General features: G+C 62.9%; 12 protein-coding genes and 2 pseudogenes. 13 read left to right on the top strand and 1 reads right to left on the bottom strand.

All coding sequences use genetic code 11. The features are described from left to right. Positions 1–468, top strand: a pseudogene (locus EN749_RS17030) (aliphatic sulfonates ABC transporter substrate-binding protein); the annotation flags it as partial. Between the two features lie 57 nt (positions 469–525). Here the strand turns inward: EN749_RS17030 and EN749_RS17035 are convergent. Beyond that, the gene (locus tag EN749_RS17035) at positions 526–1,554 is read right to left on the bottom strand and encodes a LacI family DNA-binding transcriptional regulator (RefSeq protein ID WP_127396597.1); all 1,029 of its coding nucleotides are present in this window, start codon (positions 1,552–1,554) and stop codon (positions 526–528) included. A gap of 336 nt (positions 1,555–1,890) precedes the next feature. Here EN749_RS17035 and EN749_RS17040 point away from each other — a divergent pair, with 336 nt between their 5' ends. The 12 genes and pseudogenes from EN749_RS17040 to EN749_RS17095 form a co-directional block, all read left to right on the top strand. Next, the gene (locus EN749_RS17040; RefSeq protein WP_127331050.1) at positions 1,891–3,504 is read left to right on the top strand and encodes an extracellular solute-binding protein; all 1,614 of its coding nucleotides are present in this window, start codon (positions 1,891–1,893) and stop codon (positions 3,502–3,504) included. Positions 3,505–3,585: 81 nt separating this feature from the next. Next, a complete protein-coding gene (locus tag EN749_RS17045; protein ID WP_127269508.1) occupies positions 3,586–4,446 on the top strand; it encodes a carbohydrate ABC transporter permease in 861 nt (286 codons plus the stop codon). Then, complete coding sequence (locus tag EN749_RS17050; protein WP_127331046.1) at positions 4,443–5,402, top strand: sugar ABC transporter permease; 960 nt, start codon at positions 4,443–4,445, stop codon at positions 5,400–5,402. The genes EN749_RS17045 and EN749_RS17050 overlap by 4 nt, the downstream gene beginning before the upstream one ends. Further along, a complete protein-coding gene (locus EN749_RS17055; RefSeq protein WP_127809914.1) occupies positions 5,399–6,493 on the top strand; it encodes an ABC transporter ATP-binding protein in 1,095 nt (364 codons plus the stop codon). Before EN749_RS17050 ends, EN749_RS17055 begins: the two co-directional genes overlap by 4 nt. 202 nt (positions 6,494–6,695) lie before the next feature. Next, complete coding sequence (locus tag EN749_RS17060; RefSeq protein WP_024501564.1) at positions 6,696–7,757, top strand: ABC transporter ATP-binding protein; 1,062 nt, start codon at positions 6,696–6,698, stop codon at positions 7,755–7,757. A 35-nt stretch (positions 7,758–7,792) separates the two neighbouring features. After that, on the top strand, positions 7,793–8,878 hold the full coding sequence (locus EN749_RS17065) for a Gfo/Idh/MocA family oxidoreductase (RefSeq protein ID WP_127809915.1): 1,086 nt from the start codon (positions 7,793–7,795) through the stop codon (positions 8,876–8,878). A 55-nt stretch (positions 8,879–8,933) separates the two neighbouring features. Then, positions 8,934–9,848 carry a sugar phosphate isomerase/epimerase gene (locus tag EN749_RS17070; RefSeq protein ID WP_127317901.1) on the top strand — a complete coding sequence of 305 codons (915 nt, stop codon included), beginning with the start codon at positions 8,934–8,936 and terminating at the stop codon, positions 9,846–9,848. Positions 9,849–9,915: 67 nt separating this feature from the next. After that, positions 9,916–10,860, top strand: coding sequence for a substrate-binding domain-containing protein (locus EN749_RS17075; RefSeq protein WP_127382086.1), 945 nt, complete (start codon positions 9,916–9,918; stop codon positions 10,858–10,860). A gap of 60 nt (positions 10,861–10,920) precedes the next feature. Further along, the gene (locus EN749_RS17080; RefSeq protein ID WP_127267579.1) at positions 10,921–11,922 is read left to right on the top strand and encodes an ABC transporter permease; all 1,002 of its coding nucleotides are present in this window, start codon (positions 10,921–10,923) and stop codon (positions 11,920–11,922) included. After that, complete coding sequence (locus EN749_RS17085) at positions 11,919–12,701, top strand: ATP-binding cassette domain-containing protein (protein WP_164761550.1); 783 nt, start codon at positions 11,919–11,921, stop codon at positions 12,699–12,701. Before EN749_RS17080 ends, EN749_RS17085 begins: the two co-directional genes overlap by 4 nt. A 16-nt stretch (positions 12,702–12,717) precedes the next feature. Then, entirely contained in the window at positions 12,718–13,899 is a 1,182-nt protein-coding gene (locus tag EN749_RS17090) for an aldose 1-epimerase family protein (RefSeq protein WP_128363581.1), read from the top strand. Positions 13,900–13,948: 49 nt separating this feature from the next. Continuing rightward, positions 13,949–14,276: pseudogene (locus tag EN749_RS17095) on the top strand (fatty acid desaturase); the annotation flags it as partial.

The raw sequence follows: 14,276 nt of genomic DNA on the forward strand, positions 1-14,276 counted from the left end.
TTGCTGCGCGGCGATATCGACGCCATTGTCGAGACCGATTCGACGGCGGCCAAGCTGGTCGACACCGGCGAGGCGCGCGTCCTGTTCGACACCAGCACTCATCCGGAATGGAACGTGCCCAACGTCATCTCGGTCAACGGCGCCTTCGCGGCGAAATATCCCGATCTGGTCAAGCGGCTGCTGAAGGTCGATATCGAGATTTCGCGTTGGGCCGATGCCCATCCGGACCAGACGATCAAGACCTTTGTCGAGGCCACCAAGTCGTCGGAAAAATCCGTCCGCAAGACCTACGCCGACGGGGTGTTCCATCAGGATCCGAAACTCACGGACGACGCGATCGCCGCCTTGCAAGGCGAGGAGAAATTCATGGCCAGCGCCGGGCTCCTGAAGGGCTCGATCGACTATGGCAAATGGGTCGACAAGAGCTTTGTCGATGGCGCCGCGGCTGAAGTCGCTGCCGTCCAATAGACTAGAAGCATCGAGCGGGGCGGGCGCTTTGCCGCGCCGCCCCGTTCGTCTGGTTCGTCAAATCTCCGGGATGTTCTCCTTGAAGATCACCTGCAGCCTTGGCTGGTGCAGTTCATAGGGCAATCCCCGGACCGCATGGATCAGGGTGTTGAGCGCTTCGCGGGCCTCGACGCGCGGGTTCTGGTCGATGACCGCGTCGAGCGTGCCGTCGAGCAGAAGGTCCTTGGTGCCGTCCGTCACTTCGTGACCGAGGAAGACCATGGATTGGGCGCGGCCGCGCTCCTTGAGCGCGCGGGCGATACCGGTGTTGCCGGCGCCGACATTGTAGATCGCGGCAAGGTCGGGGTGCCGCTCCAGCAGGGCTGATGCCTCCGAATAGGCCTTCTCGCGATCGTCGAGCATTTCGCGCATCTCGACGATCTGCAGATTGGGTGATTCCTCGGTCAGCACGTGGCGGAACCCCATCTCGCGTTCTTCGTGGCCGCGATAGGACAGCGAGCCGGCGAACAGCGCCACCTTGCCCGGACGCCCCGATCCCATGAAGCGGTTGAGCAGATAGCCGGCCAGCCGCCCGGCGGCGCGGTTGTCGATGCCGATATACGCGACCCTGGGCACATGCAGGATGTCGGAAGCGATGGTCACCACCTTGATGTCGTTGGCCGACAGGGAGCGGATCGCTTCGCGCACCGTCGGATGGTCGAGTGCGATGACGCCGACGCCTTGCGTCTGTCCGCGCAGATCCTGCAGCAGGCGAGCGAGCCGGTCAGGATTGAAGCCCTCTATGGTGGCGATACGAACATCGAGGTCGGGCCGCGCCAGAGCCTGTGCCTCGATGTGGCGGTGCAGCATCTTGATGAAGGAATTGGTGCCGGCCGGCAGGGCGAAGTCGAGCCGGATGACCTCGCCGGGCGAGGGCCGTGGCGGCGTGCCGTTCGGGCCTTCGGCGATGTAGCCGAGGCGCTGCGCCATTTCGAGCACGATTTCCCGCGTGCGCGCCCGTACGCCGGGCCGGTTGTTGAGCACGCGGTCGACGGTGGCGGCCGAGACGCCGGCCTCCCGGGCTATGTCAGTCAGGGTGGAACGCACCGTCTTTCATCTCCTGCATGCGTCGGATCGGCTGGTGACGGCTTCCGCGTCATCGGCGATTCTGATGGGAAATGATGTATCCGCCCTTGGCCGATGTGCAAGCCGCCGGGCTAAATCAAATGGTCCGGCAGGGGTGCGCAGGGCCGGGAAGGGTCGGGTGCCCTCAAATTGAGGCATCCGGCTTGACGGATGGATCCCGTTTTTGTGCATTTCCTTGCCCTATTGCGATGTTATGATGTGTTTTGATTATTTATGATGTTGACAGCCTTGCCATGCTGTCGTCAATATCCCTCATAAGGGTCGTGGAGGAAACGTGGCCCTGAGGGAGGAGTTTCAATGTCTGACTTGATCCGCATCTCGCGGCGCCGGCTGCTGGCATCTGGAGGAAAGGCGGCCGTCATGATGGCCGCTGCTGGTATCGCACCCCAATTCATTCGTCCCGGCCGTGCCTATGCGGCCGACGCGCTGGCGCCAGGCATGATCGGCGGCCCGACGGGCTTCGAAGGGGCCGAGCGCTACCAGTATGGCGCCGATACGCCGGAAGGCCGCGCCATCGAGGCGGCGAAGGCGCTGAAGGGCGCCGGCAAGGCGCCGACCAAGATCGTGCTCGGCCTGTCCGACGGCTCGATCGGCCAGCTCACGCAGCCGTTCCCGGCCGGTGCGCCGTCGATCAAGGAGCTGTGGGAAAAGGAAACCGGCATCGCGATCGAAATCGTCGGTCTGCCGAACGGCCAGGAATTCACCAAGACGATGCAGGACATCTCCACCAAGGGTGGGGCCTACGACATCTACTCGACCGAATGGAACCGCCTCGGCGACCTCGCCGAAACCGGCGGCATCGCCAAGCTCGACGACTTTGTCGCGCAGCATAAGCCTGAATGGGACGATCCCGTCAGCGGCTATGTCAACGGCGCCAAGGGCGTGTCGCTGCTCAACAAATACCGCGGCTCGAACTATGGCGTGTCGCTGGACGGCGACTTCCAGACCTGGGTCTACCGCACCGACCTGTTCGGCGACGAAGCCGAGAAGAAGGCCTTCAAGGATAAATACGGCTACGATCTGGCGCCGCCGAAGACCTGGAAGCAGCATGGCGACATCGCCGCCTTCTTCCAGCGACCGGACAAGGGCCTGTTCGGCTCGACCGACCTGCGCAACCAGGGCTGGGGCTACACGAACTGGTACCAGCGCTATGTCTCGATGGCTTCGCCCAACCAGTTCCTGTTTGGCGATGACGGCAAGCCGATGATCAATTCCGAGCAAGGCATCGCCGCCACCAACGAATATGTTGCTTCGCTCGCGCATCATTCGCCGGATGCGATCTCCTGGGGCTGGCCGGAGCAATATGGCAACTTCGCCAAGGGTGGTGCGGCGATGACCTGCGCCTTCTCCAACCTGCCGAAATTCCTCGACAATGCCGGCAACAAGGATTCAGCCGTCACCGGCAAGATCGGCTCGATGCTGCCGCCCGGCCGCGAGATCGGCGGCAAGCTGATCAGCCGTTCCGTGCTGTGGTTCTCGCTGACCGGCATGGTCTCGTCGCAGTCGAAGAACCAGGAGGTCGCCTACCTCCTGCTGCAATGGCTGGGCTCGGCCCGCATCTATGCCTGGATGAGTGCCAACCCCGGCGGTTATCTGGACCCGTTCCGGCTTTCGGACTTCTCCGATCCGCTGGTGCGCCAGACCTATCATGCCTACCACATGGACGTCGTGCGCGAGACGGTCGCCCGCACCGTGCCGACCATCAACTATCCCGGCGCGACAGCCTTCCACAATGCGCTCGACGAGAACCTGATGGCGGCGCTGACCAAGGCCAAGACATCGGAGCAGGCGATGGCCGACACCGAGGCAGAGTGGAAAAAGATCGCCCGGCGCACCGGCGAGGACAAACTGCTCGAAGCCATCAAGACCAACAAGGAGGCCTGGCCGACAGTTCTCGATCCAATCGTCTGATCCTTCTCCCTGGATCATATCGAAGGAGGGGAGGAGCCTACTTCTCCCCTCCGCCCACAACGCCACCAGCAAAGCCGCCAGATGAAGCGTTCCGTTCCTTTCCTGATATTCCGCTATGCCGCGATCTTCGCGGCCATGGCGGTGACGCTGGTGCCGATCCTGTGGATGGTGTCGATGGCGTTCAAGCCGATCGCCGAATGGTCGGCGACCGGCGCCGAACTGACCTGGTGGCCGAAGAACCCGACGCTCAGCAATTTCCGTTTCGTCTTCGGCGAGTCGACCAACAATTTGATCGTCGCGCTTGACCGTAACGCGCTGAAGCCGATCCTCGCATCGCTGCTGTCGGCGGTTTTCGGCACGGTGATCGCCATGTCGGCGGGCACAGCCGCGGCTTATGGGCTGTCGCGTTTCGGCTCCGGCCAGAACCTGCCGCTGGCGCTGATCCAACTCAGGATCTTTCCGCCGATGGCGGTCATGATCCCGGTGATGATCATGTGGGCTTTCCTCAACTTCACCGACAGCTGGTGGGGCCTGGCGCTGATCTACGGCATCGTCACCTTGCCGTTCGCCTTCTGGCTGATGAAGACCTTCTTCGACGACATGCCGCGCGAGATCGAGGAGGCAGCGCTTGTCGAAGGCTGTTCGCGGCTGCGCGTCTTCACCCGCATCACGCTGCCGATGATGCGCGCGCCGCTCGCAAGTGCCGCGCTCTTCGTCTTCATCCTCAACTGGTCGGACTATCTGATCGCGCTGCTTCTGACGACGCGCGAATGGGTGACGATCCCGGTCTACATGGCCTCGCTATCCTCCTCGATGACCGGGCAGCTCTATGGCGCCAAGGCGGCGCTTGGCCTGATCGCGGCCGTGCCGCCGGTTATCATGGGCATCGCCATCCAACGCCATCTGGTGCGCGGGTTGACGTTCGGGGCGCTCAAGCAATGAGCGCGGTGACTGCCATGACGTCCAAGGATGAGATGAAAGCCGTCGGAGCAAAGCCGGTTTCGCGCGATGAGGGCGCAAGGCTGGGTTTCCGGCTGACGCTGCCTGCGCAGATCCTGGTGCTGTTCATCTCGGCCTTCCCGCTGTTGATGCAGCTCTACATCAGCGTCACCGACTGGTCGCCCCTGTCGGGCACCGGCTGGTGGAACGCCTGGTCGATGTGGAACAGCTTTGCCAACTACACCGATCTCGCCGCCGACGCGCGCTTCTGGAGCGCGCTGAAGCGTACGGTCATTGTCATGATCGTCTGCGTGCCGGCGGAATTCCTGCTTGGGCTAGCGCTGGCGACGCTGTTTGCCGACGATTTCCCGGGCAAGCGCGCCTTCTATTCGATCCTGCTGATGCCGATGATGGTGGTGCCGGCGGTGGCCGGCTACATGTTCTTCATGCTGTTCCAGTCGGGAGGGCCGGTGAACGACATATTGTCGGCGCTCACCGGATCTCCCGTCACCATCGCCTGGCTGTCGGATCCGACTCTGGCGCTGATTGCGGTGATGGTCGCCGACATCTGGCAATGGACGCCGCTGATGTTCCTTATCCTGCTTGCCGGCCTGGTCGGCGTGCCGGAGGACCAGATCAAGGCGGCGACGCTGCTCGGCGCCAATCCGTGGCAGCGCTTCGTCACCATCGTGCTGCCGAAGATGAAGACGATCATCATCATCGCGCTGGCGATCCGGGTAATCGAGAACTTCAAGATCTTCGACACGCTCTACATCATGACCGGAGGTGGCCCCGGCGTCGCCACCGAAACCATCTCGGTCTACATCTACAAGCTCACCACGCAGGATTTGATCTGGGGCTATGTGGCGGCGATCGCGCTGGCCATTTTGGTCGTGCTGTCGATCGTCGCGGTGTTTGCCATGAAGCGCATGGCGCGGGCACGCGAGGTAGCGGCATGAGCGCGATCCACTTGCAAAACCTGGTCAAGAAATTCGGCGACTTCACCGCGCTGAAGACCATGGATTTGGCAATTGCCGATGGCGAGTTCATGGCGCTGCTCGGCCCGTCGGGCTGCGGCAAGTCGACGACGATGAACATGATCGCCGGCATGGAAGAGCCGACCGGCGGCAAGATCCTGTTTGGCGAGCGCGACATGGCCGGCGTGCCGATGGGCCGGCGCGGCGTCGGCTTCGTCTTCCAGAACTACGCCATCTTCACGCATATGACGGTGCGCCAGAACCTTGCCTATGGACCAAAAATGCGGGGGGCTGCCAAAGCCGAGATCGATCGCCGCGTCGGCGCCATCGCCGAGATGCTGCAGCTTTCGCCGCTGCTCGACCGCAAGGCCGACAGGCTGTCGGTCAATATATTGCAACGGGTGGCGATCGGCCGCTCGGCGATCATGGAGCCGGCGATCTTCCTGCTCGACGAGCCGCTGTCCAATGTCGACGCCGCTTTCCGGGCCGTCATGCGCACCGAACTGAAGCAGCTGCAGCGGCAGTTCCGCCAGACCATGGTGTATGTCACCCACGATCAGCTCGAGGCGATGACCATGGCCGACCGCATCGCGGTCATGGATCATGGCGTGCTGCAGCAGGTCGGCACGCCGCTCGAGGTCTACAACGATCCGGCCAATGTCTTCGTCGCCCGCTTTATCGGTGCGCCGGGCATGAATCTGCTCAAGGGCAGGCCAGCGGAGAGCGACCGCGGACTGGTCGTCGATCTCGGACCGCTGGGCGTCACGCCGCCGCTGCCGGGCGAACTCGCGATGGCCATGCGCGGTGCGCGCGGCGAGGTGCTTTACGGATTCCGGCCTGAACAGGCGACGTTGGTGCAGAATGGGCAGGGGCTCGCAATGCCGGTGACCTTTGTCGAACGGATCGGTGCGCGCACCATCGTTCATCTCGGCCAGGGCGAGGCGGCTGTGAAAACGGTGTTCGACAATGATGTCGGACTGGCTATCGGCGACACCGCTGTCATCGCCCCCACTACGTCGTCGGTGCGCGTCTTCGACGCCGCTACCGGCCGCGCCATGAGGGTGGGAGGCTGAGATGTTGGTCCGGCAAATTTTCGCAAGTTGGCGCCGCCCCTCACCCTTACCCTCTCCCCGTGTAGAGACGGGGAGAGGGGGGCGTCATCGTTGGAGCTTCTCCCTTCTCCCCGTCCCTATACGGGGAGAAGGTGCCGGCAGGCGGATGAGGGGCGGCGCCGGCGTTCGCTACCTGTCACTGATCCGTGGAGCGACCTGAGCCATGGCCGATATCGTCTTCCGTAATGTGACCAAACGCTACGGCAATACACTCGCCGTCGATGACGCCTCGTTCACCGTTAACGACAATGAGTTCTTCTGCTTCTTCGGTCCGCCGCTGTCGGGCAAGTCGACCATCCTGCGCCTGGTGCTCGGGCTGGAGACACCTGACACCGGCGAAATCCTGATCGGAGGCAGGCCGGTCAACGCGATGTCGCCGGCCGAGCGCAACGTGGCGATGGTGTTCCAGAACCTGGCGCTGTTCCCGCATATGAGCGCGCTCGAAAATGTCCGCTTTCCCCTGGTCGAACGCCGGGTCGCCGAGGCCGAGATCAAGCGGCGGGTCACCGACGTCGCGGCGAAGCTGCATATCGGCCATATCCTGCACAAGCCGCCGGGACAGCTTTCGGGCGGGGAGCGGCAGCGCGTGGCGATCGCGCGGGCTCTGGTGCGCGATCCCAATGCCTATCTGATGGACGATCCGATCTCGGCGCTCGACGCCAGGCTGCGCGAGGAAACGCGCGTCGAGCTGAAGCGCATCCAGCGCGAACTCGGCAAGACGCTGATCTATGTCACGCATGACCAGGAAGAGGCGATGTCGGTCGCTGACCGCATTGCTATCCTGGAGGACGGCAAGATCAGGCAGATCGGTACGCCGGCAGAGATCTACGACCGCCCGGCCAGCACCTATGTGGCAAGGCTGCTTGGTTCGCCGATGATGAACATCCTCAGATCGGCGCGCGGCGAGGGCGGTGTCGAAGCGGCTGAAGGCACGATTCGCATCGACGACAAGACAGCGCCCGCCGACGCCGTGGAGATCGGGCTGAGGCCGGAGGACATCAAGGTTAGACCGTGGGCGGATGGGGGCCCGGGCCGCCCGGCGCGAGTGTTCGAGGTCGAGCCGCTTGGCGGCTATACCGTGGTGACGCTCGCTGCCGGGCAGGCGCGGCTGAAGGCATTGCTGCGCGGCCAGCCCGACATCCGGCCGGATGCCATGGTGGCGATATCCTGCGAGCCGGCCAGAGTGCATTATTTCGAACAGAGCGGCGGAGCGTTGGCACGATGACGGCCGCCGCAAGGAAAGAGTTTCGGGAGGAAGAGATGGGAAGCAAAGGCTTCGAGCCGGACGTGAAGGTCCGCACGAAGGAATACAAGATCGGCTGCGTCGGCGCAGGCATGATCATGGCCGAGTGCCATCTCGCCGCCTACAAGGAAGCTGGGTTCCCGGTGGTGGCAATGGCCTCGCGCACCAGGGCCAGCGCCGAGAAGGTGGCGACGCGCTGGGGCATTCCGACCGTCCACGACACACCGGAAAAACTGATCGAGGACGAAAATGTCGAGATCATCGACCTTGCTTTCCCGCCCGACCTGCAGCCGGCGCTGATCCGTCACGCGCTGAAGCAGAAGCACATCAAGGCGATCCTGGCGCAGAAGCCGTTGGCCTTGTCGGTCGAGGAAGCGGTCAAGCTGCGCGACGAGGCGGCAAAAGCCGGCAAGATCCTCTCGGTCAATCAGAACATGCGCTACGACCAGTCGATGCGCGTCTTGAAGCAGATCATCGACAGCGGCGCGCTGGGCGACATCGTCTTCGCGCAGATCGACATGCACGCCATCCCGCACTGGCAGAGCTTCCTCGAGGACTATGACCGGCTGACGCTCGCCAATATGAGTGTGCATCATCTCGACGTGCTGCGATTTCTGTTCGGCGATCCCGACGAGATCACCACGCTGACACGCAAGGATCCGCGCACGACATTCGACCATTCCGACGGCATCACCGTGTCGACGCTGCGCTTCCCGTCCGGTGTGCTTGCCGTGTCGCTGGAGGATGTCTGGTCCGGTCCGCGTCAGGATGGCTACAAGGACGACCAGCACATCAACTGGCGCGTCGACGGCAGCAAGGGGGTCGCGAAGGGCACCATTGGCTGGCCGACGGGCGCTGCCTCGACGCTGACCTATGCCTCGACCGAGACGACCGGAGGCGAGTGGGTCAGTCCGAGCTGGGACACGATGTGGTTCCCGCATGCCTTTATCGGGGTGATGGAGCAGCTCCAGCACGCGGTGAAGACCGGCACACCGCCGGCGCTGTCGGTGGCCGACAACGTCAAGACCATGGCGCTGGTCGAGGCGGGTTATCGCTCGATCGACGAGGGCCGCACGGTCAAGCTTTCCGAAATCGCTACCTGATCACCGCAACTGAAACACCAGACAACTGAATCGCTTACAGGGAGGAATTCACACCATGATGCAGGCAGGTATTTTCACGGGCTATTTCCCGTACGGCCTCGAAGAGACGGCGAAGAAGATCCGTGGCCACGGTTTCAACACCGTGCAGCTCGACCTTCATTTCAAGGATATCGACCTGTCGGCCGGCCAGATCACCAAGGATAAGGCCAAGAAGGTTCGCGACACGTTCCGTGCCCACGACCTGCCGATCTGCTGCATCTCGGGCTACACCAATGTCATTCATCCCGACCTCGCGCACCGCAAGGCGAATGTCGATCGGCTGAAGGAAATCATCCGCAACGCCCGCCAGCTCGGCAGTCCTTACGTGATCTCGGAGACCGGTACCTACAACACCGAGAGCGAGTGGATGAGCGATCCCAAGAACAAGTCCGAAGAGGGTTTTGAGATGTGCCGCAAGGTGATCTCCGAACTGGCGCAGGAAGCCTATGACCACGGCTCAATGTTCCTGCTCGAAACCTACGTCAACAATGTCGTCGGCTCGGTCGAGGAAACGGTGAGGATGTTCGCGCAGGTCGACCATCCGGGCCTCGGCCTGCTGATGGATCCGACCAACTACTTCGAAAGCCACAACATCGACCAGATGGACAAGGTGCTGAACCAGGTGTTCGACACGCTGGCCGACAAGGTCAAGATCGCGCATGCCAAGGATGTCGCACGAGCCGGCGACGACAAGAGCGAGAAGCATGCGGACATCGGCGATGACGACGCGCTGGCCTCGCACACCTTCCGCGGCGTTGGCGAGATGGTCCTCAACGCGCCGGGCACCGGCTCGCTGAACTACGACCTCTATCTGCAGCGCCTGTCGCAGAAGAACCCGAACATCCCGGTGATCATCGAACACCTTTCGGAAGACGACGTGCCGAGGGCCAAGAAATTTCTCGACGACAAGTTCCGCGCCAACGGTCTCTGACCAGCTGTGCGCCGCCCTTTGCCGGCGGTGCATCCGGCTTGGAAGCAACAACAAGGGAGGAATTGCAGTGTTGAAATTCGGATTGAAACTGGCAGCGGCCGCGACTGTTTTCGCGGGCATCGCATTCGCCTCGCCGGTAATGGCGCAGGATGGCCAGAAGACGTTCTACCTGCTGTCGCATGGCGGCCCGTCGGATGCGTTCTGGCTGGACTGGAATGCCGGCGCAACCAAAGCCTGCGACCAACTCAAGGTTACCTGCAAGATTTCCTTCAGCGGCGGCGACATGGCGGCGCAGAAGGAGGCCTTCAATTCCGCGCTTGCGGCCAAGCCCGACGGCATCGCCACCACCTCGGCCCAGCCGGGCCTGTGGACCGAGGAAGTGAAGGCTGCCAAGGCGGCCGGGATCCCGATCGTGTTCTTCAACACAGACGATCCGGCGACCGGACGGCAGGCCTATGTCGGCGCCGATCTCAAGGAGGCGGGCGTGATCTGGGCCAAGTATCTCGTCGACCACAAGATGGTGAAGCAGGGCGACAAGGTGTTCCTGCCGGTGGAAGTGCCTGGCGCCAGCTATCAGCAGCTGGAGACCGAAGGCATCGCCAGCGTCTTCGATCCGTTGGGGATCAAATATGATGTGGTCGATTGCGGCACCGACCCGGCCGGCATCATTGCCAAGATGACCGACTACATGGTGGCCAACAATCCGCCGGCGATCATCGCGCTCGGCGATTCCGTCGCGGCCAGCGTCAAGCGGGTGTTCGACGGCGCAGGTGTGCCGGCCGGCAAGATCCCGGTCGTCGGCTGGGGCAATTCGAAGGAAACCGCGGAGGCCGTCAAATCCGGCTTCGTCAACGCGGCCGCCTGGCAGTTCCCGTCTGCGCAAGGCTTCATGCCGGTGGCATTGCTCGGGCTCGCCGCGTCGGGCGAACCGATCGGCTACGACATCCATACTTTCAGCCTCTACGACGCCTCGAGCGTCGAACCGATCCTGAAACTCTACGACACGAAGTGAAACCGGTGCCCGCGGCGCAGGCCGCGGGCACCATTTCAAAGCATGGTTCAAGCAGTCATGATGATCGCCGCAGAAGACGAAATGCCTGTCGGGAAACGTAGATCGAGCCTTATGCGCTCGCCGCAATTCTCCTCGCTCGTCATCCTCATTGTCCTGCTCGCGGTGTTCGCCATCGCCGATGCCAATTTCCTGTCGCCGCTCAACATCTCCAACATGATGGCGTTCCTACCCGAGCTCGGCATTATCGCGCTCGGCATGACGCTGCTTCTGACGGCGGGCGAATTCGACCTGTCGGTTGGTGCCGTGTTCGGGCTGGCGCCGGTCGTCGTCATGCTTCTGGTGCAGAACGGAGGCGTCGATATCGGCATCGCGCTTCTGGCCGGGCTTCTGCTGTGCATCGCCATCGGCGCCATCAACGGGCTGATCGTCACCAAGATCGGCATTTCGTCCTTCCTGGTCACGTTGTCCATGCTGCTCGTGGTGCGCGGGGCGGCGCTCTACATCACGCAGGGCTTTCCGCTGAAATCCTGGGACCAGCCAGGCTTTTTCGTCACGCTGCTGGCCGGCAGCTTCAATGTCGGGTCGTTCCGGTTCTACACCTCGCTGTGGTGGTTCATCGGTCTCTCGCTGCTGGCGATCTACGTGCTGCGCTATGCCAAGCTCGGCAACTGGATCAGCGCCATCGGCTCCAACCGGAACGCGGCGGTGGCGCGCGGCGTGCCGGCGGACGCCGTCAAGGTGTGGCTGTTCATCCTGACTTCGGTCCTTGCGGGACTGGCCGGCATGATCAGCGCCTTCCGCATCTCGGCCGCCTCACCGGTGGCCGGCACCGGCTACGAGCTCGAAGTGATCGCCATGGTGGTGGTCGGTGGCACGGCGCTGACCGGCGGACGCGGCACGATCCTCGGCACCATCGTCGGCGCGCTGATGCTGCGCGCGATCCGCAACGGCATCGTGCTGATCGGCGTGCCGGGCCTCGCCTACAACATCTTCGTGGGCCTCATCATCCTCGCCATGCTCATCCTGCACGCTTTGCTGCAGAAGAACGCCGCAAGGGGCTGATCATGGAAGTTCTCCGGCTGCAGAATCTGCAAAAATCCTTCGGCAGCGTTCGGGCGCTGAAGAATGCGTCCTTTGCTCTCAAGGAGGGCGAGGTTGTGGCCTTGCTCGGCGACAATGGCGCCGGCAAATCGACGCTTATCAAGGCGATTTCCGGTGTGTTTCCGATAGACCGTGGCGACATCTATGTGCGCGGCGAGAAGGTCTCGATCCGCTCGACGCGCGATGCGATGGACCTCGGCATCGAGACCATTCACCAGGATACGTCTCTGGCGCCGGATCTCAGCATTGCGCGCAATCTTTTCCTTGGGCGCGAACCGGTCAAGCTGAAATGGCTGGGCGTGTTCGCGCCGCTCGATTTCGCCAAATTGCGCGATGCGGCGTCGGCGCTGTTGAAGCGCGTCGGCATCTCGAAAAAACTCGACGCCGATGCGCTGGTCTCGACGCTGTCGGGTGGCGAGCGGCAGTCGATTGCGATTTCTCGCGCCATGCAGTTCGCCGCCAAGGTCATCATCCTCGACGAGCCGACCAACAATCTCGGTGTCGAGGAAACCCATGGCGTGCTGCGCTTCGTCAAGGAGGTGCGCGACGCCGGTCATTCCGTGCTTTTGATCACCCACAACATCCACCACGTGTTCCAGGTCGCCGACCGCATCATCGTCATGCGCCGCGGCGAGATCGTCGCCGAGCAGACGGTTGCCGATACCGATCTCCTGACCGTGGAGAGCATCATCACCGGCGCCGACATGTCGGCCTTGCTGAAAGAAACGAGAGCGAAGTGAAGAAGTTGGCCGTCACATGGTAGAACTTTACGGCAAGACGCTTTCGCGCCGTCAGGTGTCGGAACGTTCGGGCATGCTGTCGCAATTTGCCGGCGTGCGGCTGATGACGCTTGGCGACGGGGTGGAACGCGGCATCCGCATGCTGGAGTTCCGCACCGGCACGGGGCTGCGCTTCACGGCACTGGTCGATCGGGCACTCGACATCGCCGATTGCGACTTCAAGGGCCAGGCGATCGGCTGGCATTCACCGAGCGGTTTTCGCCACCCCGGCCTGCACGATTATGAGGGGGAAGGGGGACTCGCCTGGGCGCGCTCGTTTTCAGGCCTGCTTGTCACCTGCGGCCTCGACCACATATTGGGCCGCGAAGAGGTGCCTGCCGATAGCTACAACTACCCGGGCAAGAAGACCGTGATCCATTCGCTGCATGGTCGCGTCGGCACCATTCCAGCGCGGTTGACCGGTTATGGCGAGGCCTGGGATGGCGACCGCTGCGTGCTTTGGGCCGAAGGCATCGTTCAGCAATCGGCGGTGTTCGGCGAGGATTTGCATCTGATCCGGCGTATCGAGGCCGATGTCGGCGGCAACGAGATCCGGCTGTCGGACCGCGTCGTCAACCATGGCTTCAATCGCACGCCGCACATGTATTTTTACCACGTCAATGTCAGCCACCCCTTGCTCGACGAGGGTTCGCGCTATCTGGCGCCGATCCGCGACGTCGTCTGGGCTGGCCATGCAGGCGAACGCTACGAGGCGCAGAAGGTCGGCTACCGCACCGTGCCGGCGCCGCGACTGGGCTTCAACGAGCAGGTCTGGCAGCATGAGATGGCGGCCGACGCCAATGGCGAGGTGCCGGTGGCGGTGGTCAACGATCAGCTCGGGCTCGGCTTCGAAGTGATCACGCGCAGGGATCAGCTGCCTTGCGCCTACCAATGGCAGAATTTCCAGGCAGGGCAATATGCGCTGGGCATAGAGCCCTCGACACACCATGTCTTGGGCAATCTCGCGGCGCGCGAGCGCGGCGAGATGATCTGGCTGGAGCATGGCGAAAGCCGTTCTTACGACGCGGTGTTCCGGGTGCTCGACGGCGCCGGCGCGATCGCGACGGCCGAAGCGAAGATCGCGTCGATCGCCAGGCAGCCGCAACAGGATTATCCTGTGCCGTCGGGCAATTTTCCGGGATTGGCGGACAGGGCATGATGCGAAACGAATGCTCCGGCTGGCGGGCCGGAAATCGGAGGTCGATGTGATGGAGAAAAAGCGCGACTACAGCCTGGTCGGGGAAAGCACGCGCATCGCGATCGAGACCGGGCTGGCCTCGGCCGAGTGGTATCACACCGATGTGCCGCGCAAGGCGATGAAAGAGCTGATGCAACGCTCGGACGGGCCGGCGATCCGCGACACGATCATCTGGATCGTTGCCATATTGGGCTCTGCCGCCGGGATCGTCTGGTTCTGGGGCACGTGGTGGGTGGTGCCGTTCCTGCTCGTCTATGGCGTGCTCTACGGCTCGTCCAGCGACTCGCGCTGGCACGAGTGCGGCCACGGCACCGCTTTCCGCACGCGCTGGATGAACG

The organism is Mesorhizobium sp. M7A.F.Ca.ET.027.02.1.1 (genome assembly GCF_004022985.1).
Classification (GTDB): Bacteria; Pseudomonadota; Alphaproteobacteria; order Rhizobiales; family Rhizobiaceae; genus Mesorhizobium.

Excerpts from the sequence above, each read along its gene's own strand:
- EN749_RS17040 (WP_127331050.1), top strand. The coding sequence starts at position 1,891 with ATGTCTGACTTGATCCGCATCTCGCGGCGCCGGCTGCTGGCATCTGGA.
- EN749_RS17045 (WP_127269508.1), top strand. The coding sequence starts at position 3,586 with ATGAAGCGTTCCGTTCCTTTCCTGATATTCCGCTATGCCGCGATCTTC.
- EN749_RS17050 (WP_127331046.1), top strand. The coding sequence starts at position 4,443 with ATGAGCGCGGTGACTGCCATGACGTCCAAGGATGAGATGAAAGCCGTC.
- EN749_RS17055 (WP_127809914.1), top strand. The coding sequence starts at position 5,399 with ATGAGCGCGATCCACTTGCAAAACCTGGTCAAGAAATTCGGCGACTTC.
- EN749_RS17060 (WP_024501564.1), top strand. The coding sequence starts at position 6,696 with ATGGCCGATATCGTCTTCCGTAATGTGACCAAACGCTACGGCAATACA.
- EN749_RS17065 (WP_127809915.1), top strand. The coding sequence starts at position 7,793 with ATGGGAAGCAAAGGCTTCGAGCCGGACGTGAAGGTCCGCACGAAGGAA.
- EN749_RS17070 (WP_127317901.1), top strand. The coding sequence starts at position 8,934 with ATGATGCAGGCAGGTATTTTCACGGGCTATTTCCCGTACGGCCTCGAA.
- EN749_RS17080 (WP_127267579.1), top strand. The coding sequence starts at position 10,921 with ATGATCGCCGCAGAAGACGAAATGCCTGTCGGGAAACGTAGATCGAGC.
- EN749_RS17090 (WP_128363581.1), top strand. The coding sequence starts at position 12,718 with ATGGTAGAACTTTACGGCAAGACGCTTTCGCGCCGTCAGGTGTCGGAA.